This is a genomic window from Geothrix mesophila, from assembly GCF_022808835.1.
Lineage (GTDB): Bacteria > Acidobacteriota > Holophagae > Holophagales > Holophagaceae > Geothrix > Geothrix paludis.
In genome coordinates, this window is the sequence record NZ_JAKZLD010000001.1 from 450,094 (window position 1) to 469,216 (window position 19,123).

Here is a 19,123-nt window from a genome sequence, read left to right on the forward strand (position 1 = left end):
TCCGGGAGGCTGAGCGTGTGTGGCATCGCAGGTGTGTTTGAAGCCGAGGGAGCCACGTCGATCGTCTCCTCCATCCTCTTCGCCATCCAGCACCGGGGGCAGGAGAGCTGCGGCGCCGCCGCCAGGGACGCCGCAGGCCGCATCGTGGCCCACAAGGGCATGGGGCTCGTGAAGCAGGTGCTCGACGAGGAGGCCCAGGCCCGCCTCTCAGGCGCGACCGCCATCGGGCATGTCCGGTATCCCACCGCGGGCTGCAGCGACGTGGCGAACGCCCAGCCCCACGCCATCGAACTGGCGGAGGGGCCGGTCATGGCCATCGCCTCCAACGGCGACCTCATCAACTACGGAGAGCTGCGGGCGGGCATGGAGCGGGACGGCGTGGTCTTCAAGAGCGACAACGACGCCGAGCTGATCGGCCGGCTCATCGCCCTCTACCACGTGCGGGACGGGATGAGCATCGAGCAGGCCATCGCCCGGGTCCAGGGCGAGCTGAAGGGTGCGTTCTCCACGGTGCTGATGTACAAGGACCGCCTCTATGCCTTCCGCGATCCCCATGGCTTCCGCCCCTTCGTCATGGGCCACCTGGGGCACGATGGGGAGGGCGAGCCCGCCAGCGAGGGCACGGTCTTCGCGTCGGAGTGCTGCGGCTTCGGCATCATCGGATCCCGCCGCCTGCGGGAGGTGAAGCCCGGCGAGATCCTGCGCCTGGAGAAGGGCCGACCCGTGGTGTCCGTGGCCTCCGCCCCACTTCGGGCCCGGCATTGCGTCTTCGAGCTCATCTACTTCTCCCGCCCCGACAGCACCATCTTCGGGGAATCGGTCTACCAGGCCCGGGAGCGCATCGGAGCCTGCATGGCCGCCAAAGATGGGGCCTTGGCCAACGGCGAGGACCTGGTGGTGATGCCCGTCCCGGACTCCTCCAACTTCATCGCCCTGGGGTACGCCAGGACCAAGAAGGCCGAGTTCGGCATGGGGCTGCTGCGGAACCACTATGTGGGCCGCACCTTCATCAAGCCCACCCAGGCCAGCCGGGACGAGGGCGTGAAGCAGAAGTTCAACCCGCTGCCGGATTTCTTTCCGGGCAAGCGGGTGGTGCTCATCGACGACTCCATCGTCCGGGGCACCAGCCTGCGCAAGATCGTGCGGATGGTGAGGTCCGCCGGCGCGAAGGAGATCCACGTCCGCATCGGCTCCCCCAAGGTCATCGGCCCCTGCTTCTACGGCATCGACACTCCCACCCGCGAAGAGCTCATCGCCAACCGCATGTCCGAGGCGGAGATCTGCGAGTACCTGGGCGCCGACAGCCTGCGCTGGCTGGACGTCGCCGACTTCGAGGGCCTGCTGCCGGGCCGTCGCCAGGAGTTCTGCACCGCCTGCTTCGACCTGGACTACATCTACCCGCCCGAGGGGTTCAGAGCGAAGACCAACACGCCGGAGGCGCGGTAGGGTTTTGAGAAAAGAAGTCTTGAAGCGGAGGACAACGGAGAAGCGGAGGAAAGCGGAGAAGAAAATGGATCTTTCTCCGCTTTCCTCCGTCGCTCTGCTTTCCTCTGCTTATCTGATTCTTTTCTTCCCCAGAGCTTCAGAAAGCACGCCGCGTTGGAGTTCGGCGCGGGGATACACGCCGTGGTCGAGGACGAGGCTGGTGACGAGGTCCACGGGGGTGACGTCGAAGCTGGGGTTCCAGGTGGGCATGCCCTCCGGGGCCCAGCGCCAGGCTCCGTAGCCTCGCACTTCGGCCTCGTCCCGAAGCTCGATGGGGATGGCGGCTCCGTTGGGGCAGGCGAGATCCACGGTGCTGGACGGGGCCACGGGATGGAAGGGGACACCGTGGTGCCGGGCCTGCACGGCCACGCCGTAGGTGCCCACCTTGTTGGCGAAGTCGCCGTTGGCGGCCACACGATCCGAGCCCACCAGTACGCGCTGCACCTTGCCGTCGCGCAAGAGCAGGGCCGCCATGCTGTCGGTGATGAGGGTCGAGGGGATGCCCAGCTTGCGCAGCTCCCAGGCGGTGAGCCGGCCGCCCTGGAGCAGGGGCCTGGTCTCGTCGGCATAGACGTGGATGCGCTTGCCCTGCTCATGCGCCCGCCGGATGACGCCCAGTGCCGTGCCGATGCCCGCGGTGGCGAGGCCACCGGTGTTGCAGTGGGTGAGGATCCCTTCACCATCCTGGATGAGTGCCGCGCCGTGCTGGGCCATGCCTTCGCAGAGGCGCACGTCCTCCTCGAAGATGGCCTGGGCTTCGGCCACGGGATCGGCCGCATCCTTCATGCGGTCCATGGCCCACATGAGGTTCACGGCCGTGGGCCGGGCGGCGCGCAGGGCCGTGCAGGCCGTGGCGTACCCAGTGGCGGAGGCTCCCCGGTGCGCGAAAGTGGCGAGGCTCGCCGCCGCCGCCACGCCGATGAGCGGCGCGCCGCGAACGGCCAGGCGCTTGATGAGACCCACCATGACCGCCGGCTCGCTGCCGTCCAGCCAGACCTCCGCATCCGGAAGCTGCGTCTGGTCGAGCACCCAGAGCGTGCGGCCGTCGTGTTTCAGTCCGAGGGATTCAAAGGGGTTCATGCTGGATTCCTATCCATGAATGATCGAGCCAACGGCAAAGACACACGCGGAGATCGCAGAGGGGGCGGAGGATCGCAGAGGAAAGCATGGTAGGACGCCATCAAGAGGAATCCAGATTCCCTCCGCGGCCTCCTTGATCTCAGCGATCTCCGCGGGTGTTTTCTCGGTTGCATTCATTCAGATGATCCGGGGCCCGATCTTCGCGCGCAGGGCTCGCAGGTCCGCGAGGTCGGAGTCGGGCAGGGGCTTGGCGCCGCCCAGGGCCTCGGCCTTCCACAGGATCTGGGCCACCTGCTCCAGGCGCTCGAGGCCGCCCACGGCCTCGTCCAGGTGCTCGCCCCAGCAGAGGCCGCCGTGGCGGGCCAGGATCATGAGGCGGTGGGCGGGCAGAAAGGGCAGGAGGTTCGTCCCCATGGCCTCGGTGCCGGGGATGGCCATGGGCACGATGGGGATGCGGCCCGCGGCGAGGATCACCTCGGGCAGGCCGTCCGAGGGGAGCTCGGCCAACTCGGGTCGGGCGAGACTCCAGGCGATGGCCGTGGGCGGGTGGGCGTGAACCACCGCCTTCGCTTCCGGCACCGCCCGGTAGATGGCCAGGTGCATGGCCCGCTCGCTGCTGGGACGGCCGGAGAGGACCTCGCCCTCCAGCGTGAGGTGGGCCAGATCCTCCCGGCGCACCTTGGCCTTGGGCACGCCGCTGGGCGTCATGGCGATGAGGCCGTTGGGCAGGCGCACCGAGAGGTTGCCGTCCGAGGCCGCCAGGAGACCGCCCGCATGGAGCCGGCGGCAGCCGTCGAGGAGGTCGGTGAGGAGGGCGTCGGACATGGGATCCAGTGTAGGGCGCCCGCCTCGAGGCAGCGCCGTTCCGGGCCGACCGAAGCATGAAAGGGCGTGATTTTGGGCACAGTTCACCCGGAGGGGTGAAAAATACAATACCTTAGGGTAAAGAATATGGCTGCCCTCCCGCTGGGGAGAAGCAGATCCTGGATGGGCCTCTCTCGAAAACTTCCTCTTGAGGCATTCCCATGGCGATGGCGGCGAAGGACATGTTTCCCACCCATCCCGAGCCTTCGACCGGCCTGGTCGAGGCGCCCGGAGACCAGGATCGGGCCGGGTTCGAAGGGGCCATCTCGCACCTCGCCCTGGCGGACGTGATCCAGCTGGAGGGGCAGAACCTGTTCTCGGGCTCCATCCTCGTCACCTACCAGGAGCGGGAGGGGCAGATCTTCTTCCAGCAGGGCGAGGTGGTGCATGCCGAGGTGGGCAGCCTCAGCGGTGAGGAGGCCTTCAACCACATCATGGGTTGGCCCGGAGGGAACTTCCGGCTGCAGCCCAATGTGACGAGCCTGCGCCGGTCCATCCAGAAGCGCCGGGAGCACCTGCTCCTGTCGGCGCACCAGTGGCTTGACGAGAGCCGCCGTGGCCTGGTCGAGCCCAGGGCCGGGGTGCCTCACGACCATTCCCCCTCTGCCCATTCCAACGATCCCCTGAAGGCCGTCGAACGCGTCAGCGGCGTCGCCCTCGGCATCTTCATGGACCGCCACGGGTCGCCTCGCGGCCGCGCGGGCTCCGACGTCGAAGGGCTGGCTGCCCGTGGGGCGTATCTCGCGAGCATGGTGGCGGCGCCCCTCGGAGAGGCCTTCGGCCTGGGCGAATTCCAGGTTGCCGCGACGCACGGGGGGCCGGAGCGGATGCTGCTGTTCCGGTCCAAGGAGACGAGCCTCGCGGTCAGCCTGGCGGAAGGAGCCGCCCCTGAGACCGTGGAGGCCGGGATCCGGCAGGCCCTGGCGCCGCACAGGACCGGTCGATGACCGACGCCCACGAGATCCTCCATCAGGTCCTCAGCATCCCCGGAGCGGTCGGGGCCATGGCCTACAGTCCGGAAGGCGCGGTCCTGGCCGCTGATTTTCCCGCCAGCTATCCCATGGAGAGCCTCCGGGGAATGGCCCAGCTCCTCGCGGAGGACTTCATGGTCCGGCAGGCCCTCCAGGGCGACGAGGGCGGCCTGGACCTCCGGTACAACGGGGGACGCCTGGTTCTCCGCCCCTTTTCGAAGGGGGCGATCCTCGCTCTGTGCGGTGGCGCCACCAATGTCCAGCTCGTGAGCCTGGCCCTGGTCCAGGCCGCGCACCGGCTCGAGAAGGTGGAGGCGGCCCCATCACGATCCCTGCCCCCGTCAGCCCCCCCGAAGTACTCGGCCCTGGGTGCGCTGAAGGAGGCCTTCATGGTCCGCATCGGTCCCATCGGCGACCTCCTCTTCACGAGGATCCAGGCCGACTGGTCCTCCGGCCCCGGAGCGGGGGACCCAAGTGAGTTCGCGGCCCGCCTGGCGAAGGAGCTCGACGACCCCGCCGACCAGAAGGCCTTCCTGCAGGAAGCCCGCGCCATCCTCGGCTGAACCCGACACCTGGAGGTCATGCATGGACTTTGGAGCCCTCAAGCGAAGCATCCGTTTCAAGATGCTGGGCGGAATCCTCATTCTGGAACTGCTGATGGTGGCGGTCTTCTCAGGGGTCCTCCTGGTGTCCGCGCGCAAGGACCTGGCCTTGAACGCCACGAAGGCGGTGGAACGGTCCCAGGGCGCCTACAACCTCATCCTCCAGGGCGACGCCAAGATGCTGGCCGCGGGCATGGACAGCTTCGCCACCAACGCGGCCGTGCGGCAGATCTACGCGGATCACCAGGATCGCCAGAAGCTCCTGGATGCAGTGCAGGACGTCTACCGGACGAACAAGTCCCGCTACGGGATCACGCACCTCTACTTCATCGACAAGGACGGCACCTGCTTCCTGAGGGCCCATGACCCGGGGAACTTCGGCGACTCGATCCAGCGGGACACCTTCCTCCAGTCCCGGGCGGCGGGGAAGACCATCAGCGGGATCGAGCTGGGGAAGACCGCCTTCGCCCTGCGCGTGGTCATGCCGTACCTCCACGTTGGGAACCTGATCGGGTTCCTGGAATTCGGCGAGGAGATCGACCACTTCGACCAGCTGGTGAAGCGCGAGACCGGCGTGGACGTGGCCGTGATGGTCGACAAGCGCTTCCTGGACGAGGAGCAGTACCACAAGACCATGAAGGCCTCGGGCAAGCCCGACACCTGGAACCAGTTCAAGGGCTTCGTCATGGTCAGCACCACTCTGCCGGATGCCAAGACCGCGGCAGCCCTGGTCTCCGAGGACGACTTCCGCAAGACGGCGGCGCCCGAGTACTTCGGAACCCTGGACCGGAGCGGGGCCAGCCTCGCCAAGGGGGCCTTCCCGCTCAAGGATTCCTCCGGCAAGCAGGTGGGCGTGGTGCTCACCCTCAACGACGTGACCGACCAGGTCCGGAACGAGCGCACGGCGCTGTGGACCTTGATCCTCATCACGGTCCTGGTGTTCGCGGGCAGCTTCGTGCTGGGCGCGGCGTACCTCCGGGCCGAGATCGTCGGTCCCCTGGTCCAGCTCGCCGGACAGGCCAAAGAGATCAGCATGGGCAATGTGGAGCTGAAGCTCGAGACGGACCGTGAAGACGAGATCGGCCTGCTCATCCGCGCCTTCGAGCGGATGCGTGTGAGCCTCAAGAAATCCATGGCCATGCTGACCCGGCAAGACTGATCCGACCGCGAGGGCCCAGCCGCCCTCTCAGCGCCGCTTCATCTTCGGCGCCGGGAGGGCGGCGTAGCGCTCGGCCTGCCGCAGGTTCTCGGCGATCACCGGATCATCCGGGTGGAGGGCCAGGGCCGCACGGAAGTCGTCCCGGCTCTCCTGGTAGCGCTTCAGCTCGAACCGGGCCCGGCCCCGGTTGAAGAGCGCCTCGAGCTGGTTCGGCTCCAGGGCCAGGGCACGGTTCAACGCATCGTCGGCCTCGGTCCAGGCTTGCCGTTCGTTCAGACAGCGGCCCAGGTTGTTCCAGGCGTACGCGATCCCGGGATCCTTCGCCACCGCCTCCTTCAGGAAGGGCTCGGCCTCGGTGAAGCGGTCCATGCGGGCCAGGGCCTCGCCCTTCCAGGCGGTGGCCGTGGCGCCCCCCGGCCGCAGGGCCAGCAGGGCCTCCGCGTGGGTGAGCAGCGCGGGCCAGTCCTGAGCCATCCGGTCCTCGGCGCAGGCGTTGGGGTACCCGTCCGGATGGCCGAGCTTTCCGTTTTCTGCATGGGCCGCGGCCGCCTCGCGATGGCGGCCGAGCTGGCTCAGGGCCTGGGCGCGGTAGAGGCGGCAGGTGCCAAGCCGGGGGCCGGATTTCGCCTCGAGCTGGGGCTGCACGGCCTCGCACACTTCCAGCAGGCGGCTCCACCGCTGGCTGCGGTTGAGGCAGCGCATCCAGAGTTCGTAGTGGGTTCCGCGCAGGGCTGGCGAAACCGTCTCGAACCAGTCGGCGAGCCCTCCCCAGTCCTGGGCCTTGAGAAGGGCCTCCGCCGGAGGGGGCAGGGGCATGATGAGCCCTTGGGATTGGACCTGGGCCATGAGAAACGGAGGCAGCAGAGGCAGCATGGGCGGTCGTCCGGGATGAGACCCCCAAGCTAGCACAGAGCAAGGGGCGGCTGATGCCGCCCCTTGCCGGAGGACGATCCGGGCCTACTTCGTGAGGTTCTGCCTCAGGGCTGCCTTCAGGGCCTCGGCCTCGGGATTGGCCGCGGTGGGCACCACGCCCGCCAGCTGGCCGGCCTTCTCGCTGAGGAGGAGGCCAAGCAGGCTCTCGATGAGGCTGCCGCCGCCCTTGTCGCCGCCCATGTGGATCTTGGGCACGACATCCACCTGGGACTTCTCGATGGCCTCGGCGAAGCGGCTCATGACCTGCTGCACCAGCTGGAATTGGGGGCCGCCGTAGGCGCGGACCTGCTCCTCGATGGCCATGGCCTGGGCGATGCCCACGCGGGCGGCCTGCTCGGCCTGGGCTTCGGCCATGACCTTGATGCGCTTGGCCTCGCCCTCGCCCATGAGGCGCACCTTCTCCGCCTCGGCGCCGGCCAGCGTCTGGATCTGCGCCGCCTGCTGCTGGGCCTTGGCGTAGTCGGCCTTGCCCTGGTTGCTCTGCACCTCGATGCCGATGGCGGATTCCGTCAGCAGGGTCTGCTGCTTGGCCCGGGCCTCGGCCTCGCGCAGCTCCCGCTCCTTCACCGCGGCGCTCTGCTGGCGGCCGTAGGTCTCCACCTGTTCATCGGCGATCTGGCGGCTGCGGAGCTGGACGAGGATCTGCTCGATCTGCCCGCCGGGCGCGCCGCTGGTGGGCGTGCCGATGAGTACCTCCTGCAGCTCGAGGTTGTACTGGGCGAACTTCTCCTTCATCTGGGTGCCGCTCTGCTCCTGGATGGCGCTGCGGTCCTGGATGAGCTGGATGAGGGTGCGCGTCTGGCCGATGTTCTTGAAGTAGGCGCTGACCATGGGATCCAGCGTCTGCTCCACCAGCTTCTTGATGTCGCCGAAGCGCTGGATGACGAGGGGCGCCTTGCGGTAGTCGATGTGGACCACCACGGAGAGTGGCAGGCTGGGCTCGAAGGCGTCCTTGGTGATGAGGCTCACCTCCGCCAGGTTCTCGTCGAACTTGTGGCTGCCCACCTCGCCCTTCGACCACTTCAGGATGAAGTTGGTGGTAGGCACCATGAGCACCTTGCCGGCGTAGGTGTTGAAGGCGTACTTGCCGGGCAGCAGGGGCTCGCTCCACACGCCACGGCTGCCTTTGGCCACCAGCTCGCCGTGGCGGTACTCCTGGCCGCTGATGTCGGCGCCGATGGCGCCCGTGTAGCTCACCACCACGCCCACGGTGCCCACTTCCACCACGGTCTTCGGGATCAGCTCCACCGTGGCGAAGAGACGGTTGATGTAGTAGGTGCCCTCCACCAGCACCTGGTACTGGCGCCCGCGCTGGCCACCCGCCACCAGGAACTTGTCGGCGTCCTGGAAGTTGTTGTGGTAGGTCGCCGCCTGGTGGGGATCCTCGCCCACGGTGGGCGCGATGATCTCGCCGCTGGCCAGGCTGGGACCGTCATGGACGGTGACGATGCCCACAGCGTCGTCCGTGCCCTTGATGATCACGGGGCGCCAGCCGCCACGCTCGGTGATAATGGCGCTCATCTTCTGGAAGGTGTCCAGCTCGCCGGGATCCAGGGGCAGGTAGAAGAGCCGGTCCTCGGTGAGCACGACGAACTGCACCAGGTTGATGGCATAGATGCCCTCGCGCAGGATCTGGCGCTGAGGGCCTTTCTCGCCACCGCTTTGGATGAAGGCCACCACATCCTGGAAGTCGGCGCCGTGGGCATTGCTGGCGAGGGCCTGGGAGGGCGGCAGGTCATGGCCGTCCCGGGCGAAGATGTAGCCGATCTTGCCTTGGGGGATGGTCACCAGGGGCATCTTGTGGATGCGGTACTGGAAGGGTGTGAGCAGGTGCCAGCCGCCACGCAGGAGCTGGGGCTGGTAGCCGGCCTCGCCGCTGAGGGCGATGAGGCCGGTCTTGACCGAGCCCTTCCGGCTGATGAGTTTCTCGACGATGCCCACGCGGTTGTTGGGGATGTAGCGGATCCACTTGCTGAGGAGCACCACCACGAAGGTGATGGCGAGCAGGGCCAGCAGGGTCGGGCCGGGGTTGGCGGAAAGCCAGGTGAGGTCCATGAGGACTCCAAAGGACGGGTTTCTGGGAGTGTACCGACCCGGCGCGCCGTCCCGCCCGGATTCAGGGAACTTTCCGCGGTCCTGCGTCCCGGCTCCGGGAGGAGCGGATGACTGGGATCCTGCGCGGAAAGAACCATACGAAGGCACGAATCATAGGCGGATCCCCCCTATCCGCCGTGACGGCCGTCACCATTTCGCCTAGGCTTGGGCATGTCCATCGCGCAGGGGAGGGGCCGACGTCCGGATCGCTTCTGCCGGAAGGCTGCCCTGGCGGGGGTCCTGGTCGGAGCCATGCTCGGCGCCCAGGCGCCGCCCACCTGGGAGGAGCTGGAGGCCCGGCAGGCGCGTATCGCGGACATCGACATCCGCGTGGGAGATGTCTTCGATCTCTCCCTTCCCCACGAGAACCATTGGATCGGACGCACCGCCAACTTCCTGCACATCCAGACGCGGGAGCAGGTGGTGCGCCGGGAGATCCCCTTCAAGCCTGGGGATCCCGTGAATGCCCGGCTGATCCACGAGGCTGAGCGGAACCTGCGGACCTTCCGGTTCTTCAAGGACGCCCAGATCGACCCCCAGGTGGACGAGACCGGGGCGGTCAGGGCGGTGGTCCGCACCCGGGATGCCTGGACCTTGAAGGGCAGCGCGGGCTTCACCCAGGTGGGCGGCCAGCGGAATTTCGGGTTCTCCCTTCACGAGGCCAACTTCCTGGGCTACGGGAAAGACCTGATCCTGTCCCACGAGCGCACGCCCGAGCGCTCCATCGAGACGATGCAGTACCTGGACCGGCAGATCCTGGGCACCCAATGGACGCTGGATTCGCGCTACCAGGTGCTCTCGGACGGGAAGACCCGCTACCTCGAGCTCTCGAAGCCGTATCGGGGGCTGGAAACGCCCTGGTCCATGACATTCAGGGCCTCCTCCTCGGACGCCATCCAGTCGGTCTACAACCAGGAGCTCACCGCCTACGCCTTCGCCTCCCGGCAGGAGGGCCTCCTGGCCGAAGGCTCCATGGCCACGGCGGTGCTGGACGGCCGGGCTGTGCGGCTGGGCGGGGGGCTGGACCTGAGCCGATCCGAGCACGGCCCGATCCAGACCCTGGATGCCGGGAGCCTCCCCGTCCCCTCGTTGACGAATCGTCGGCTGCGGGGCCTCCACGTCTCGTGGAGCCTGTTCGAGGACCAGTTCCGGACGTTCCGGGACCTCGCGGGCATGACCCATTCCGAGGACTACAACCTCGGGTGGGCGGCGAGCGTCAGCGTGGGCTCCCATCTGAAGAGCCTGGGGAGTGACCTCGACTCGCCCTTTGTCCGGATCAGCGCCTCCAAGGGGTGGGCGCCGGGGGACAGTTCCCTCATCCTGCTCCGAACCAAGGGGGCGGCCCGGCATGAACCCGACGGCTGGCGGGACGCCTTCGCGACGCTCAGCCTGACCACCTACTACCAGGGTTTCCGGGCGCAGACCCAGGCGGCCTATGTGCAGCTGGACGCGGTCCGCCGGCCGGAGCCCGAGTCCTACCTCTACCTGGGCGGGATGGACGGGATGCGGGGATACGGGAACCACCTGCTGCTGGGGGATCGCCGATGGATGGCCTCCCTCGAGGAGCGCGTCAACACCTCCTACGACTGGCTCGGCATCCTGCGGCTCGGGTTCGTGGCCTACGCGGACGCCGGCGCCATCCATCGGACCGATACCGGGCGATGGAGCCGCACCTACGTGGACGTGGGGGGTGGCCTGCGCCTCGGCAACCTGAAGAGTTCGGTCGGGCGGGTGTTCCTGCTGACCATCGCCTACCCGCTGGTCCGGGAGCCGGGCACGGAGCACCACCAGTTCGTCGCCACGGATGTCGTGAAGTTCTGATCCGGGGCCCGGGCCTCCGGTCAGGGTAGCCTTGGGCCATGGATGAATGGCTCGAGGGATGGCGTGAGCGCCGAGGAAGCCTGATCATGGCGGGTCTGGTCCTGATCGCCGCGTTCCTGTGGTGGGACCAGCGGGCCGTATCCCAGCCTGCAGGCGCCCTCGCGCCGGAGGAACCGATCCAGGAACCCCTGGAATCGACGGCCACGTGGACCTTCAAGAACCACACCATCACGCCACTCGCCGCCTTCGACATCCATGCGCGCATCCTTGGCAAGGAACGCTACCGCTTCGATCGGGCGGCGGAGCTGTCGCCCGTGGACTTGGCCCTGGGATGGGGCCCCATGTCCGATTCGCGCGTCCTGGAGGCCTTCACCATCGACCAGCGGGACCGCTGGTACTTCTGGCGATCGGCGCGCATGCCCATACTGGAAACCCAGGTCGTCAGCCACAGCGCCAACATGCACATGATCCCCGCGAACGGGGGTGTCGCCCGGCGCCTGAAAGCGGCCCGGGTCGGACAGCTGGTCCACCTGAAGGGCCAGCTCGTGCGGGCGGACGGGAAGGACGGCTGGCACTGGATGAGCAGCCTGAGCCGGACGGATACCGGGGACGGGTCCTGCGAGGTGATCTGGGTGGAGTCGGCCCAAGTCGCAGACCGGTCGCCGGATATGTGACCACGGGATCGGCAAAATAGAATCCGCTGCCTGCTAGACTCTGCGCTGCAAGGCTTTTCAAGCGATGCGGAGCCCCATGTTTGACATCGAAGCGTCCCTCGACAGTCGTCTCCTGGCCGTGCCCCGGAACCGTCCCACGGTGATGTTCCCGGAGGCCCTGGATCCCCGCACACTCGAAGCCGCCTGTTTCCTCGGGCGCTTCATCCGCCCGGTCTTCCTCGCGCCCGAGGCCGAGGTCCGGGCCGTGGCCGCCCAGCGGCTGGCGCACCTGGGTGCGGACCGGGTGGCCTACACCCTCTCCGAGAGCGCCTTCGTGGATCCCGCCTCCCGGCCGGACCTGGTGGAGTCCTTCGCCGCAGCCTGCGTGGAGTTCGGAAGAACCCACCAGCGGCCCATCGGGATCGCGGAGGCCCGGGACCTGGTCCGGGAGCCCGGCCGCTTCGGCATCTGGGCGGTGAAGCTCGGGCACGCCGACCTGGTGGTGGGCGGTGCCATCCACGAGCCCAAGGCCTTCTTCCGCCCCATGGTGGACATCCTGTCCCAGCGCAGCGTCGCCTGCGAGGCGGGCGTGTTCGTGCTGCCGGACGAGCATCCCGAGGAGGTCTACCCCCGCAACATCGTGGTGTTCGGCGACGTGGGCGTGAACGCGACGATGACGCCGCGCACGCTGGCGGAAGTGGCTGTGGGCACCTGCGCGGTGGCCCGCGACCTCATCCCCGAGGAGGTGCTGCCGGAGATCCGCTGTGCCATGGTGTCCTACTCCAACCGCGGCAGCGACGAGGGACCATCGCCCGAGCTGGTGCGGCAGGCCGCCGAGCTGGTGCCGGAGATCCTCGCGGAACGCATCGCCCACCACACGCGCTACGCCAGCATCCACATCCGTGGGGAGGTGAAGGTCAGCGTGGCCCTCTCGCGCCGCTCCGCGGACCTGTACCATGCGGACGGCCTGCCCTGGGAAGGCGTCCCCAATGTGATCGTTTGCCCCAACCTGGACATGGGGAACCTGCTCTACCACCTCTACGCCACGCGGTTCCCGGAGGCGAAGAAGTTCCCCGTCATGTTCGGCCTCTGGTTCCAGGGCGTGGACCTGCCCATGGACTGCACGCCCGAGGACATCCGCCTGGCCATCAAGGCCTCCGTCATGCGCCTGCACGCCTACGGCGAGTGGAAGCGGACGCCCAAGGACACCTTCTTCCGGCGCCATCGCGTGCTGGTGCTGAACCCCGGATCGACGTCCACCAAGACCTCGATCTTCGAAGGCGATGAGGAGCGGTTCACGGAGGAGCTCCAGCATCCCGCCGAAGAGCTGAAGCCCTTCGAGGGCCACCCCATCACCGAGCAGTTCGCCTTCCGCAAGGATGCGGTCCTGTGCTTCCTGCGGGACCGGGGCTTCACCCCTGCGGACCTCGACGCCGTGGCCGGGCGGGGGGGCCTCCTGCGGCCCATCCCCCACGGCACCTGGCGGGTGGGAGCTCCCATGCTGGAGGACCTGAAACAAGGGTCGCGCGGAGAGCACGCCTCGAACCTGGGAGCCCTCATCGCCGCCGAGCTGGTGGCCGGCACGGGTACCCCGGCCTACATCGTGGATCCGGTGGTGGTGGACGAGGCCGATCCGAAGGTGAAGGTATCCGGCCTGAAGGAGTTGCCCCGCCGCGTGATCAGCCATGCCCTGAACCAGATCGCCACGGCCAGGCGCTACGCAGAGGAGCACGAGACCTTCTACGAGCGCGTGAATGTCATCGTGGCCCACATGGGAGGCGGCATCACCGTGGGCGCCCACCGCAAGGGCCGCTACATCGACGTGAACAACGGCCTGGACGGGGAAGGGCCCTTCTCGCCCCAGCGCACGGGCACCCTGCCCGCGGGCCAGCTCATCGACCTCTGCTTCTCCGGCAAGTACACCAAGGCCGAGTTGAAGCTCAAGAACAAGGGCCGGGGCGGCATGATCGACCTGCTGGGCACCTCGGACATGCGCGAGGTGGAGCGCCGGGTGGAGGCCGGGGACGTCGAAGCCACGCTGGTCTATGACGCCATGATCTACCAGATCGCCAAGGCCATCACGGCGCTGGCACCCGCCTTCGAGGGCGCTTCCATCGACGCCATCCTCCTCACGGGAGGCATGGCCCGCTCCCCGAAGCTGGTGGCGGAGCTGACTCGCCTGACCGCCGCCCTCGGCTGCCCCGTGAAGGTCTATCCCGGCGAGAACGAGATGGCCGCCCTCGCCAAGGGCGCCCTGCGCGTCCTCTCCGGCCGGGAAATGGCCAAGGATTACCCACCAGCCTGAGAACGCCCTTAGACTGGGGCCATCCATCGTCGAAACCTGACCTCCCGGAGGGCCCCTTGAGCCACCGCCGCCGCCTTGCCCCGATCCTCCTCCTCGCCTCGGCCGGACTCGGCCTGACGGCCTGGGGACCCGCACTCCAGGCGGCGCCCCCCAAGGCCGCGCCGAAAGCCACGGCGCCTAAGGTCGTGGCCGACCCCGAAGCGGTGCTCCAGAAGGCCCGTGCGGCCTATGTGAACCTGGCCGGGAAGGGCTTCAACCGCTACCGCTTTGTCGCGACGCCGGATTGGGCCGCCATGCTGGCGGAGCAGGCGAAGACGAACCCGGAGGGGTACCGGGCGGCCCTGGACCTCTTCGCGAAGGTCCGCTTCGACGTGCTGGTGGGCCCCCAGGGCGACGCCCAGGTCTCGCACAACACCGTGGACAGCCCGAATCCCCAGACCACGGCCGGGCTGAACCAGGTCTACAACGGCATGGAGCAGACCCTCACGGGCTTCTTCCAGACCTGGGCCCCCTTCATGGTGAACACTCCGTTCCCGCCCGCGGGCACCTCCGCCCGGCTGGAGGACGCAGGCTCCCACTACCTGGTGGACTGGGAGGAGACGGGGGACATCAAGGTCCACCTCCAGATGGACCGGACCTTCACCATCACCGAGATGAAGGTGAAGAGCCCGGCCTTCGACTCCACCATCCGGCCCGCCTTCGAGCGCCAGCCGGGAGGGCTGGTGCTGGCCGGCTACGACGCCGAGTATCTGTCCACTGCATCCTCCCTACGCCTGAAGGTCCAGATCAAGAACAAGGCCATCCAGGAGCTTCCGCTTCCTGTGGCGCTCGATCTCAGCGTCTGGATGGGGAGCGCGAACAGGCAGCAGATCCTCATGACCTTCTCGGAGCTGAACGTCGAGAAGAAGTAGATGCTTTAAGCCAGCAGGGCCGCCAGGGCGATGGAACTGAGCTTGGTCTTGGCGGTGTCGCCCCGGCTGCTGAGCACGCAGGGGACCCTGGCTCCGGCCACCACGGCGGCGATCTCGGCGCCACCCAGCTTGGTGCCGGCCTTGTAGAAGGTGTTGCCGGCCTCCAGGTTGGGGAAGAGCAGGCAGTCGGCGTCGCCCGCCACGGGGCCGGTCATGCCCTTGATGCGCGCGGATTCAGGGTCGATGGCGCCGTCCAGGGCCATGGGCCCGTCGACGAGGGTCCCTTTGATCTGGCCGCGGTCAGCCATCTTGGAGAGCAGGGCGGCCTCGGCGCTGGCGCGCATCTTCGGCTGCACCTGCTCGGAGGCGGCCAGCACGGCCACCTTGGGGGTCTCGACGCCCAGGGCCTTCGCGGTCCGCACCAGGTAGCCGAGGATGGCCACCTTCTCCTTGAACTCCGGCTCGGGGATCACGGCCACGTCGCCCGCGATGAGCAGCTTGGGATGGCCCGGGTGCTCCATCACGGTCACGTGGCTGAGGATGGCGCCGGGGTCCAGCAGGCCCTGGTCCTTGTTCAGGATGGCCTTCATGTACTTCTCGGTGCTGAGCAGGCCCTTCATCAGGAGGTCCGCCTCGCCGAAGCGCACCATGGCCACAGCCTTGTCCGCGGCCTCGGTGTCCGTGGCGGCGTGGACCATGCGGAAGCGCTCCTTCGCCATGCCCTGTTCGCCACAGACCTTCACCATGACGGGTTCGTCGCCCACGAGGATGGCCTCCACCAGACCGGCCTCCACGGCGGCGTTCACGGCTTCCAGGGTGTGGGCGTCGTTGGCCCAGGCCACCACCAGGCGCTTGCGGGGGCGGTCCTTCACGGCGCGGAGGAGATCGTCTAGGGTGTTGATCCGCATGGGGGATCCTGTGAAAACGCCGGGCGTCCCGGCAGTGCCGCGAGGAGAGTACCATGGCGCCATGGCCGTTTCCGTGAGCTACCGCACATACCTCCTGGAGCAGATGGGGCAGATCCGCCCCGTGGACTCCCGGCGGATGTTCGGCGGTCTCTGCTTCTTCGCCGACGGACGCGCCTTCGCCCTGGCCGCGGAGGACACGCTCTACTTCAAGGCGGACGACACGAACCGCCCCGACTTCGAGGCCGCCGGCATGGGACCCTTCATGCCCTTCGGCGATCCCGCGCGGCCGATGCAGTACTACGAGCTGCCTGTCGAGGTGCTGGAGGACCCGGACCAGCTCGCGGTCTGGATGGCCAAGGCCATCGCCGTGGCCGTCCGCGCCAAGACGAAGCCCCGCTCCAACCCCAAGTGAAAGTAGCGTCCATGCCCGCCATCGCCATCCGACCCGCCACCCCGGAGGACGCCGCCATCCTCGCGGATCTCGGCGCCCGCACCTTCCACGAGACCTTCGAGCAGTACATCTCCGGTCCGGACCTGGAGGCTTTCCTGGCCACCGCCTATGGCGAGGCCATCCAGCGCGCCGAGCTGGAGGATCCCTCCCGGCCCGCGCGGATCCTGGAGGTCGATGGGGTGCCTGTGGGCTTCCTCCAGCTGCGCCTGGGCCATCGGGAGCCGGGCGTCCCCGGCGAGCGCCCGGTCGAGCTGCAGCGCATCTACGTGCTGCGCGCGGCCCAGGGCGGCGGCCGGGGCGCGGCCCTGATGGCGGAGGCGGTGGAGATGGCGCGGACCTGGGGCGCGGACGTCCTCTGGCTGGGCGTGTGGGAGAACAACCTCAAGGCCCTGGCCTTCTACGGCCGGACGGGCTTCCGCGAGGTGGGCGAGCACATCTTCCAGGTGGGGAACCAGACCGACCGCGACCTGCTCCTGGCCCGGGACCTGCCTTGAACCTGGTGCTGCTGCTGCCGGAGGACCTGGTGGCGCCGGCCCGGGCCCGCCTCACGGGTCGGCGCCTGGCCCATGTCCGCGAGGTCCATCGCGCCACGGTGGGCGATGAGCTGGTCGTGGGCCTGCTAAACGGGAAGATGGGCCGGGGCCGGGTGCTGCGCCTGGACGACAAGGCCCTTGAGCTGGAGCTGACGCTGGACCAGACGCCGCCGCCCAAGCTGCCGCTGACGCTCCTGATCGCCGTGCCGCGACCCAAGGTCCTGAACCGCGTGGTGGCCGCGGCCGCCAGCCTGGGCGCCGCCCGCATCGTCCTGCTGAACGCCTGGAAGGTGGAGAAGGCCTACTGGGCCAGCCCGAGGATGAAGCCCGGGAACCTGCGCGAGCAGTTGATCCTGGGCCTGGAGCAGGCCAAGGACACGGTGCTGCCGGACCTTCGCCTGGCGCGGCTCTTCCGGCCCTTCGTGGAGGACGAGCTGCCCGGCCTGCTGGCGGGCGGCACGGGCCTCATGGCCCACCCCGGCACCGGCGCCGGGGCCCCGAAGGTCCTGGCCGCTCCCGTCACCCTGGCCATCGGCCCCGAGGGCGGCTGGGTGGAGGCCGAAGTGCAGAGCCTCCTCAAGGCAGGCCTGCACCCCCTCGATCTCGGCCCCCGCATCCTCCGCACCGAGACTGCCCTGGCGGCGCTGGTGGGGAAGCTGTTCTAGAGAAGCACCTAGAATCGCGAAAGATGCGAATCGCCCTTCGGGCGCGCGAAAAGTTGACAGGTCTATTTTCGTGTTCTTTCGCGTGTTTCGCGGGTTCAAACATTCAACCCAGGAACAGCTTGTACGCCGGGTTGTCGCCTTCATCCACGAACCGGTAGCCCAGGCCGTCCAGGAAGGCCTGAAAGGGAGCTTGGTCCTCGGGGGGGACCTGGATGCCGGCCAGGACGCGGCCGTAGTCGGCGCCGTGGTTGCGGTAGTGGAAGAGGGAGATGTTCCAGCCGCGGCTCATGCGCTCCAGGAACCGGAGCAGGGCGCCGGGACGCTCGGGGAACTCGAAGCGGTAGAGCCGCTCGTGGGTGGCCGCGGGGGCCCGACCGCCCACCAGGTGGCGGACGTGGAGCTTGGCCATCTCGTTCTCGCTCAGATCCTGAGCCTCGAGCCCCTTGGCCCGCAGGCGCGCCAGCAGCGGTTCGAGTTCCGAACGGTCCGCCATCTGCAGGCCCACGAAGATATGAGCCCGGTCCGGGTCCGCCAAGCGGTAGTTGAACTCGGTGATGGCGCGGGCGCCGATGAGCTCGCAGAAGGCCTTGAAGCTGCCCGGCCGCTCGGGGATGGTGACGGCGAGGATGGCCTCCCGCTTCTCGCCCAGCTCCGCCTGTTCCGCCACGAAGCGCAGGTTGTCGAAGTTGGCGTTGGCGCCGGAGAGGATGGCCACCAGGTTGCCGTCGGCCGGGTCCGCGCCCTGGCAGGCCACCCAGGCCTTGAGTCCCGCCAGGGCCAGGGCCCCGGAGGGCTCCAGGATGGAGCGGTTCTCCTCGAAGACATCCTTGATGGCGGCGCAGATCTCGTCCGTGTCCACCCTCACCATCTCGTCCACGTGCCGCCGGCAGAGCTCAAAGGGCAGGGCGCCCACTTGGCTGACGGCCACGCCGTCCGCGAAGAGGCCCACCCGCTCCAGCTTCACCCGGTGGCCCGCCGCCAGGGAGCGGGTCATGGCGTCGGCATCCACCGGCTCCACGCCGACGATCCGGATCTCCGGCCGGAGCCGCTTCAGGTAGGCGGCGATGCCCGCGATGAGGCCGCCGCCGCCCACGGGCACGAAGACCGCTCGCAGGCCCCGGGGCATCTGGCGCAGCAGCTCCAGGCCGATGGTGCCCTGACCCGCGATCACGTCGGGATCGTCATAGGGGTGGATGTAGACCTTGCCCCCGGCGGCCATGAGAGCCTGGGAGTGCGCATAGGCCTCGTCAAAGGAGTCCCCGTGGAGGACCACCTCAGCGCCCAGGCGGCGCACGGCGTCCACCTTGATGCGGGGCGTGGTCACTGGCATGACGATCACCGCCTCGCAGCCCAGCTTCCGGGCGGACAGGGCCACGCCCTGCGCATGGTTGCCGGCGGAGGCGGCGATGACGCCCTTCGCCCGCTCTGCGGGGTCGAGCCGGGCGATCTTGTTGTAGGCACCCCGGAGCTTGAAGGAAAACACCGGCTGGAGGTCCTCGCGCTTCAGCCACACGGGGCAGCCCACCCGGCTGGACAGGCGGGGCGCCGCCTCCAAGGGCGACTCGATGGCCACGTCGTAGACGAGGGCCGTGAGGATCCGCTCGAGGAGATCCTGGGGAAGTTGGACTGGGTCCGGGCTCATGGGCACTCCGGGATAAAGAAGAACCCCCCGACCTTGCGGTGCGGGG

The 19,123-nt window shown here is 68.4% G+C and carries 17 protein-coding genes and 1 pseudogene; 12 read left to right on the forward strand and 6 right to left on the reverse strand.

Annotation, left to right across the window (positions count from 1 at the left end):
- Positions 1-15 precede the first annotated feature (15 nt).
- The gene (purF, locus tag MLG87_RS02105) at positions 16-1,446 is read left to right on the forward strand and encodes an amidophosphoribosyltransferase (RefSeq protein WP_243293573.1); all 1,431 of its coding nucleotides are present in this window, start codon (positions 16-18) and stop codon (positions 1,444-1,446) included.
- 108 nt (positions 1,447-1,554) lie between these two features.
- On the opposite strand, the gene mtnA is transcribed toward purF, so the two are convergent.
- Together mtnA and MLG87_RS02115 are read right to left on the reverse strand one after the other, a co-directional pair.
- Positions 1,555-2,565, reverse strand: a complete 1,011-nt coding sequence (mtnA, locus tag MLG87_RS02110) for an S-methyl-5-thioribose-1-phosphate isomerase (protein WP_243293574.1) — start codon at positions 2,563-2,565, stop codon at positions 1,555-1,557.
- A gap of 177 nt (positions 2,566-2,742) precedes the next feature.
- A complete protein-coding gene (locus MLG87_RS02115; protein WP_243293575.1) occupies positions 2,743-3,390 on the reverse strand; it encodes a class II aldolase/adducin family protein in 648 nt (215 codons plus the stop codon).
- Between the two features lie 200 nt (positions 3,391-3,590).
- Here MLG87_RS02115 and MLG87_RS02120 point away from each other — a divergent pair, with 200 nt between their 5' ends.
- From MLG87_RS02120 to MLG87_RS02130, 3 genes are read left to right on the forward strand one after another with little or no spacing between them, the layout of a single operon-like run.
- Positions 3,591-4,376, forward strand: coding sequence for a DUF4388 domain-containing protein (locus tag MLG87_RS02120; RefSeq protein ID WP_243293576.1), 786 nt, complete (start codon positions 3,591-3,593; stop codon positions 4,374-4,376).
- Positions 4,373-4,963 carry a DUF8082 domain-containing protein gene (locus MLG87_RS02125; RefSeq protein ID WP_243293577.1) on the forward strand — a complete coding sequence of 197 codons (591 nt, stop codon included), beginning with the start codon at positions 4,373-4,375 and terminating at the stop codon, positions 4,961-4,963. Before MLG87_RS02120 ends, MLG87_RS02125 begins: the two co-directional genes overlap by 4 nt.
- Before the next feature lie 22 nt (positions 4,964-4,985).
- Positions 4,986-6,161 (forward strand): cache domain-containing protein, encoded by a 1,176-nt coding sequence (locus MLG87_RS02130; protein WP_243293578.1) that lies wholly within the window; start codon positions 4,986-4,988, stop codon positions 6,159-6,161.
- 27 nt (positions 6,162-6,188) lie between these two features.
- Here the strand turns inward: MLG87_RS02130 and MLG87_RS02135 are convergent, their stop codons facing one another.
- A complete protein-coding gene (locus tag MLG87_RS02135; protein ID WP_243293579.1) occupies positions 6,189-7,034 on the reverse strand; it encodes a tetratricopeptide repeat protein in 846 nt (281 codons plus the stop codon).
- An 84-nt stretch (positions 7,035-7,118) separates the two neighbouring features.
- On the reverse strand, positions 7,119-9,149 hold the full coding sequence (locus MLG87_RS02140) for an SPFH domain-containing protein (RefSeq protein WP_243293580.1): 2,031 nt from the start codon (positions 9,147-9,149) through the stop codon (positions 7,119-7,121).
- 210 nt (positions 9,150-9,359) lie between these two features.
- Between MLG87_RS02140 and MLG87_RS02145 the strand changes: the two genes are divergently transcribed.
- From MLG87_RS02145 to MLG87_RS02160, 5 genes and pseudogenes are all read left to right on the forward strand, one after another.
- The gene (locus tag MLG87_RS02145) at positions 9,360-11,009 is read left to right on the forward strand and encodes a BamA/TamA family outer membrane protein (RefSeq protein ID WP_243293581.1); all 1,650 of its coding nucleotides are present in this window, start codon (positions 9,360-9,362) and stop codon (positions 11,007-11,009) included.
- An 86-nt stretch (positions 11,010-11,095) separates the two neighbouring features.
- Positions 11,096-11,683, forward strand: coding sequence for a hypothetical protein (locus tag MLG87_RS02150; RefSeq protein ID WP_243293582.1), 588 nt, complete (start codon positions 11,096-11,098; stop codon positions 11,681-11,683).
- Positions 11,684-11,759: 76 nt separating this feature from the next.
- A pseudogene (locus tag MLG87_RS16345) lies at positions 11,760-12,788 on the forward strand (phosphate acyltransferase); the annotation flags it as partial.
- A gap of 36 nt (positions 12,789-12,824) precedes the next feature.
- A complete protein-coding gene (buk, locus tag MLG87_RS16350) occupies positions 12,825-13,967 on the forward strand; it encodes a butyrate kinase (RefSeq protein WP_425250877.1) in 1,143 nt (380 codons plus the stop codon).
- 56 nt (positions 13,968-14,023) lie between these two features.
- Positions 14,024-14,878, forward strand: a complete 855-nt coding sequence (locus tag MLG87_RS02160) for a hypothetical protein (RefSeq protein WP_243293584.1) — start codon at positions 14,024-14,026, stop codon at positions 14,876-14,878.
- Between the two features lie 5 nt (positions 14,879-14,883).
- Here the strand turns inward: MLG87_RS02160 and MLG87_RS02165 are convergent, their stop codons facing one another.
- Positions 14,884-15,786 (reverse strand): bifunctional enoyl-CoA hydratase/phosphate acetyltransferase, encoded by a 903-nt coding sequence (locus MLG87_RS02165; RefSeq protein WP_243293585.1) that lies wholly within the window; start codon positions 15,784-15,786, stop codon positions 14,884-14,886.
- 61 nt (positions 15,787-15,847) lie between these two features.
- Between MLG87_RS02165 and MLG87_RS02170 the strand changes: the two genes are divergently transcribed.
- Genes MLG87_RS02170 through MLG87_RS02180 form a run of 3 tightly spaced genes read left to right on the forward strand, consistent with a single transcriptional unit; the run spans position 15,848 to position 17,435 of the window.
- Positions 15,848-16,198, forward strand: coding sequence for a TfoX/Sxy family protein (locus tag MLG87_RS02170; RefSeq protein WP_243293586.1), 351 nt, complete (start codon positions 15,848-15,850; stop codon positions 16,196-16,198).
- Positions 16,199-16,209: 11 nt separating this feature from the next.
- Positions 16,210-16,731 carry a GNAT family N-acetyltransferase gene (locus tag MLG87_RS02175; protein ID WP_243293587.1) on the forward strand — a complete coding sequence of 174 codons (522 nt, stop codon included), beginning with the start codon at positions 16,210-16,212 and terminating at the stop codon, positions 16,729-16,731.
- Complete coding sequence (locus MLG87_RS02180; RefSeq protein ID WP_279341042.1) at positions 16,728-17,435, forward strand: 16S rRNA (uracil(1498)-N(3))-methyltransferase; 708 nt, start codon at positions 16,728-16,730, stop codon at positions 17,433-17,435. Before MLG87_RS02175 ends, MLG87_RS02180 begins: the two co-directional genes overlap by 4 nt.
- Positions 17,436-17,538: 103 nt before the next feature.
- Here MLG87_RS02180 and ilvA read toward each other — a convergent pair whose 3' ends face one another.
- Entirely contained in the window at positions 17,539-19,077 is a 1,539-nt protein-coding gene (gene ilvA, locus MLG87_RS02185; protein ID WP_243293588.1) for a threonine ammonia-lyase, biosynthetic, read from the reverse strand.
- Positions 19,078-19,123 lie beyond the last annotated feature (46 nt).

Coding starts and splice junctions, on each gene's coding strand:
- mtnA (WP_243293574.1), bottom strand. CDS start 2,565: ATGAACCCCTTTGAATCCCTCGGACTGAAACACGACGGCCGCACGCTC.
- MLG87_RS02115 (WP_243293575.1), bottom strand. CDS start 3,390: ATGTCCGACGCCCTCCTCACCGACCTCCTCGACGGCTGCCGCCGGCTC.
- MLG87_RS02120 (WP_243293576.1), top strand. CDS start 3,591: ATGGCGATGGCGGCGAAGGACATGTTTCCCACCCATCCCGAGCCTTCG.
- MLG87_RS02125 (WP_243293577.1), top strand. CDS start 4,373: ATGACCGACGCCCACGAGATCCTCCATCAGGTCCTCAGCATCCCCGGA.
- MLG87_RS02130 (WP_243293578.1), top strand. CDS start 4,986: ATGGACTTTGGAGCCCTCAAGCGAAGCATCCGTTTCAAGATGCTGGGC.
- MLG87_RS02135 (WP_243293579.1), bottom strand. CDS start 7,034: ATGCTGCCTCTGCTGCCTCCGTTTCTCATGGCCCAGGTCCAATCCCAA.
- MLG87_RS02140 (WP_243293580.1), bottom strand. CDS start 9,149: ATGGACCTCACCTGGCTTTCCGCCAACCCCGGCCCGACCCTGCTGGCC.
- MLG87_RS02145 (WP_243293581.1), top strand. CDS start 9,360: ATGTCCATCGCGCAGGGGAGGGGCCGACGTCCGGATCGCTTCTGCCGG.
- MLG87_RS02150 (WP_243293582.1), top strand. CDS start 11,096: ATGGCGGGTCTGGTCCTGATCGCCGCGTTCCTGTGGTGGGACCAGCGG.
- buk (WP_425250877.1), top strand. CDS start 12,825: ATGCGCCTGCACGCCTACGGCGAGTGGAAGCGGACGCCCAAGGACACC.
- MLG87_RS02165 (WP_243293585.1), bottom strand. CDS start 15,786: ATGCGGATCAACACCCTAGACGATCTCCTCCGCGCCGTGAAGGACCGC.
- MLG87_RS02170 (WP_243293586.1), top strand. CDS start 15,848: ATGGCCGTTTCCGTGAGCTACCGCACATACCTCCTGGAGCAGATGGGG.
- MLG87_RS02175 (WP_243293587.1), top strand. CDS start 16,210: ATGCCCGCCATCGCCATCCGACCCGCCACCCCGGAGGACGCCGCCATC.
- ilvA (WP_243293588.1), bottom strand. CDS start 19,077: ATGAGCCCGGACCCAGTCCAACTTCCCCAGGATCTCCTCGAGCGGATC.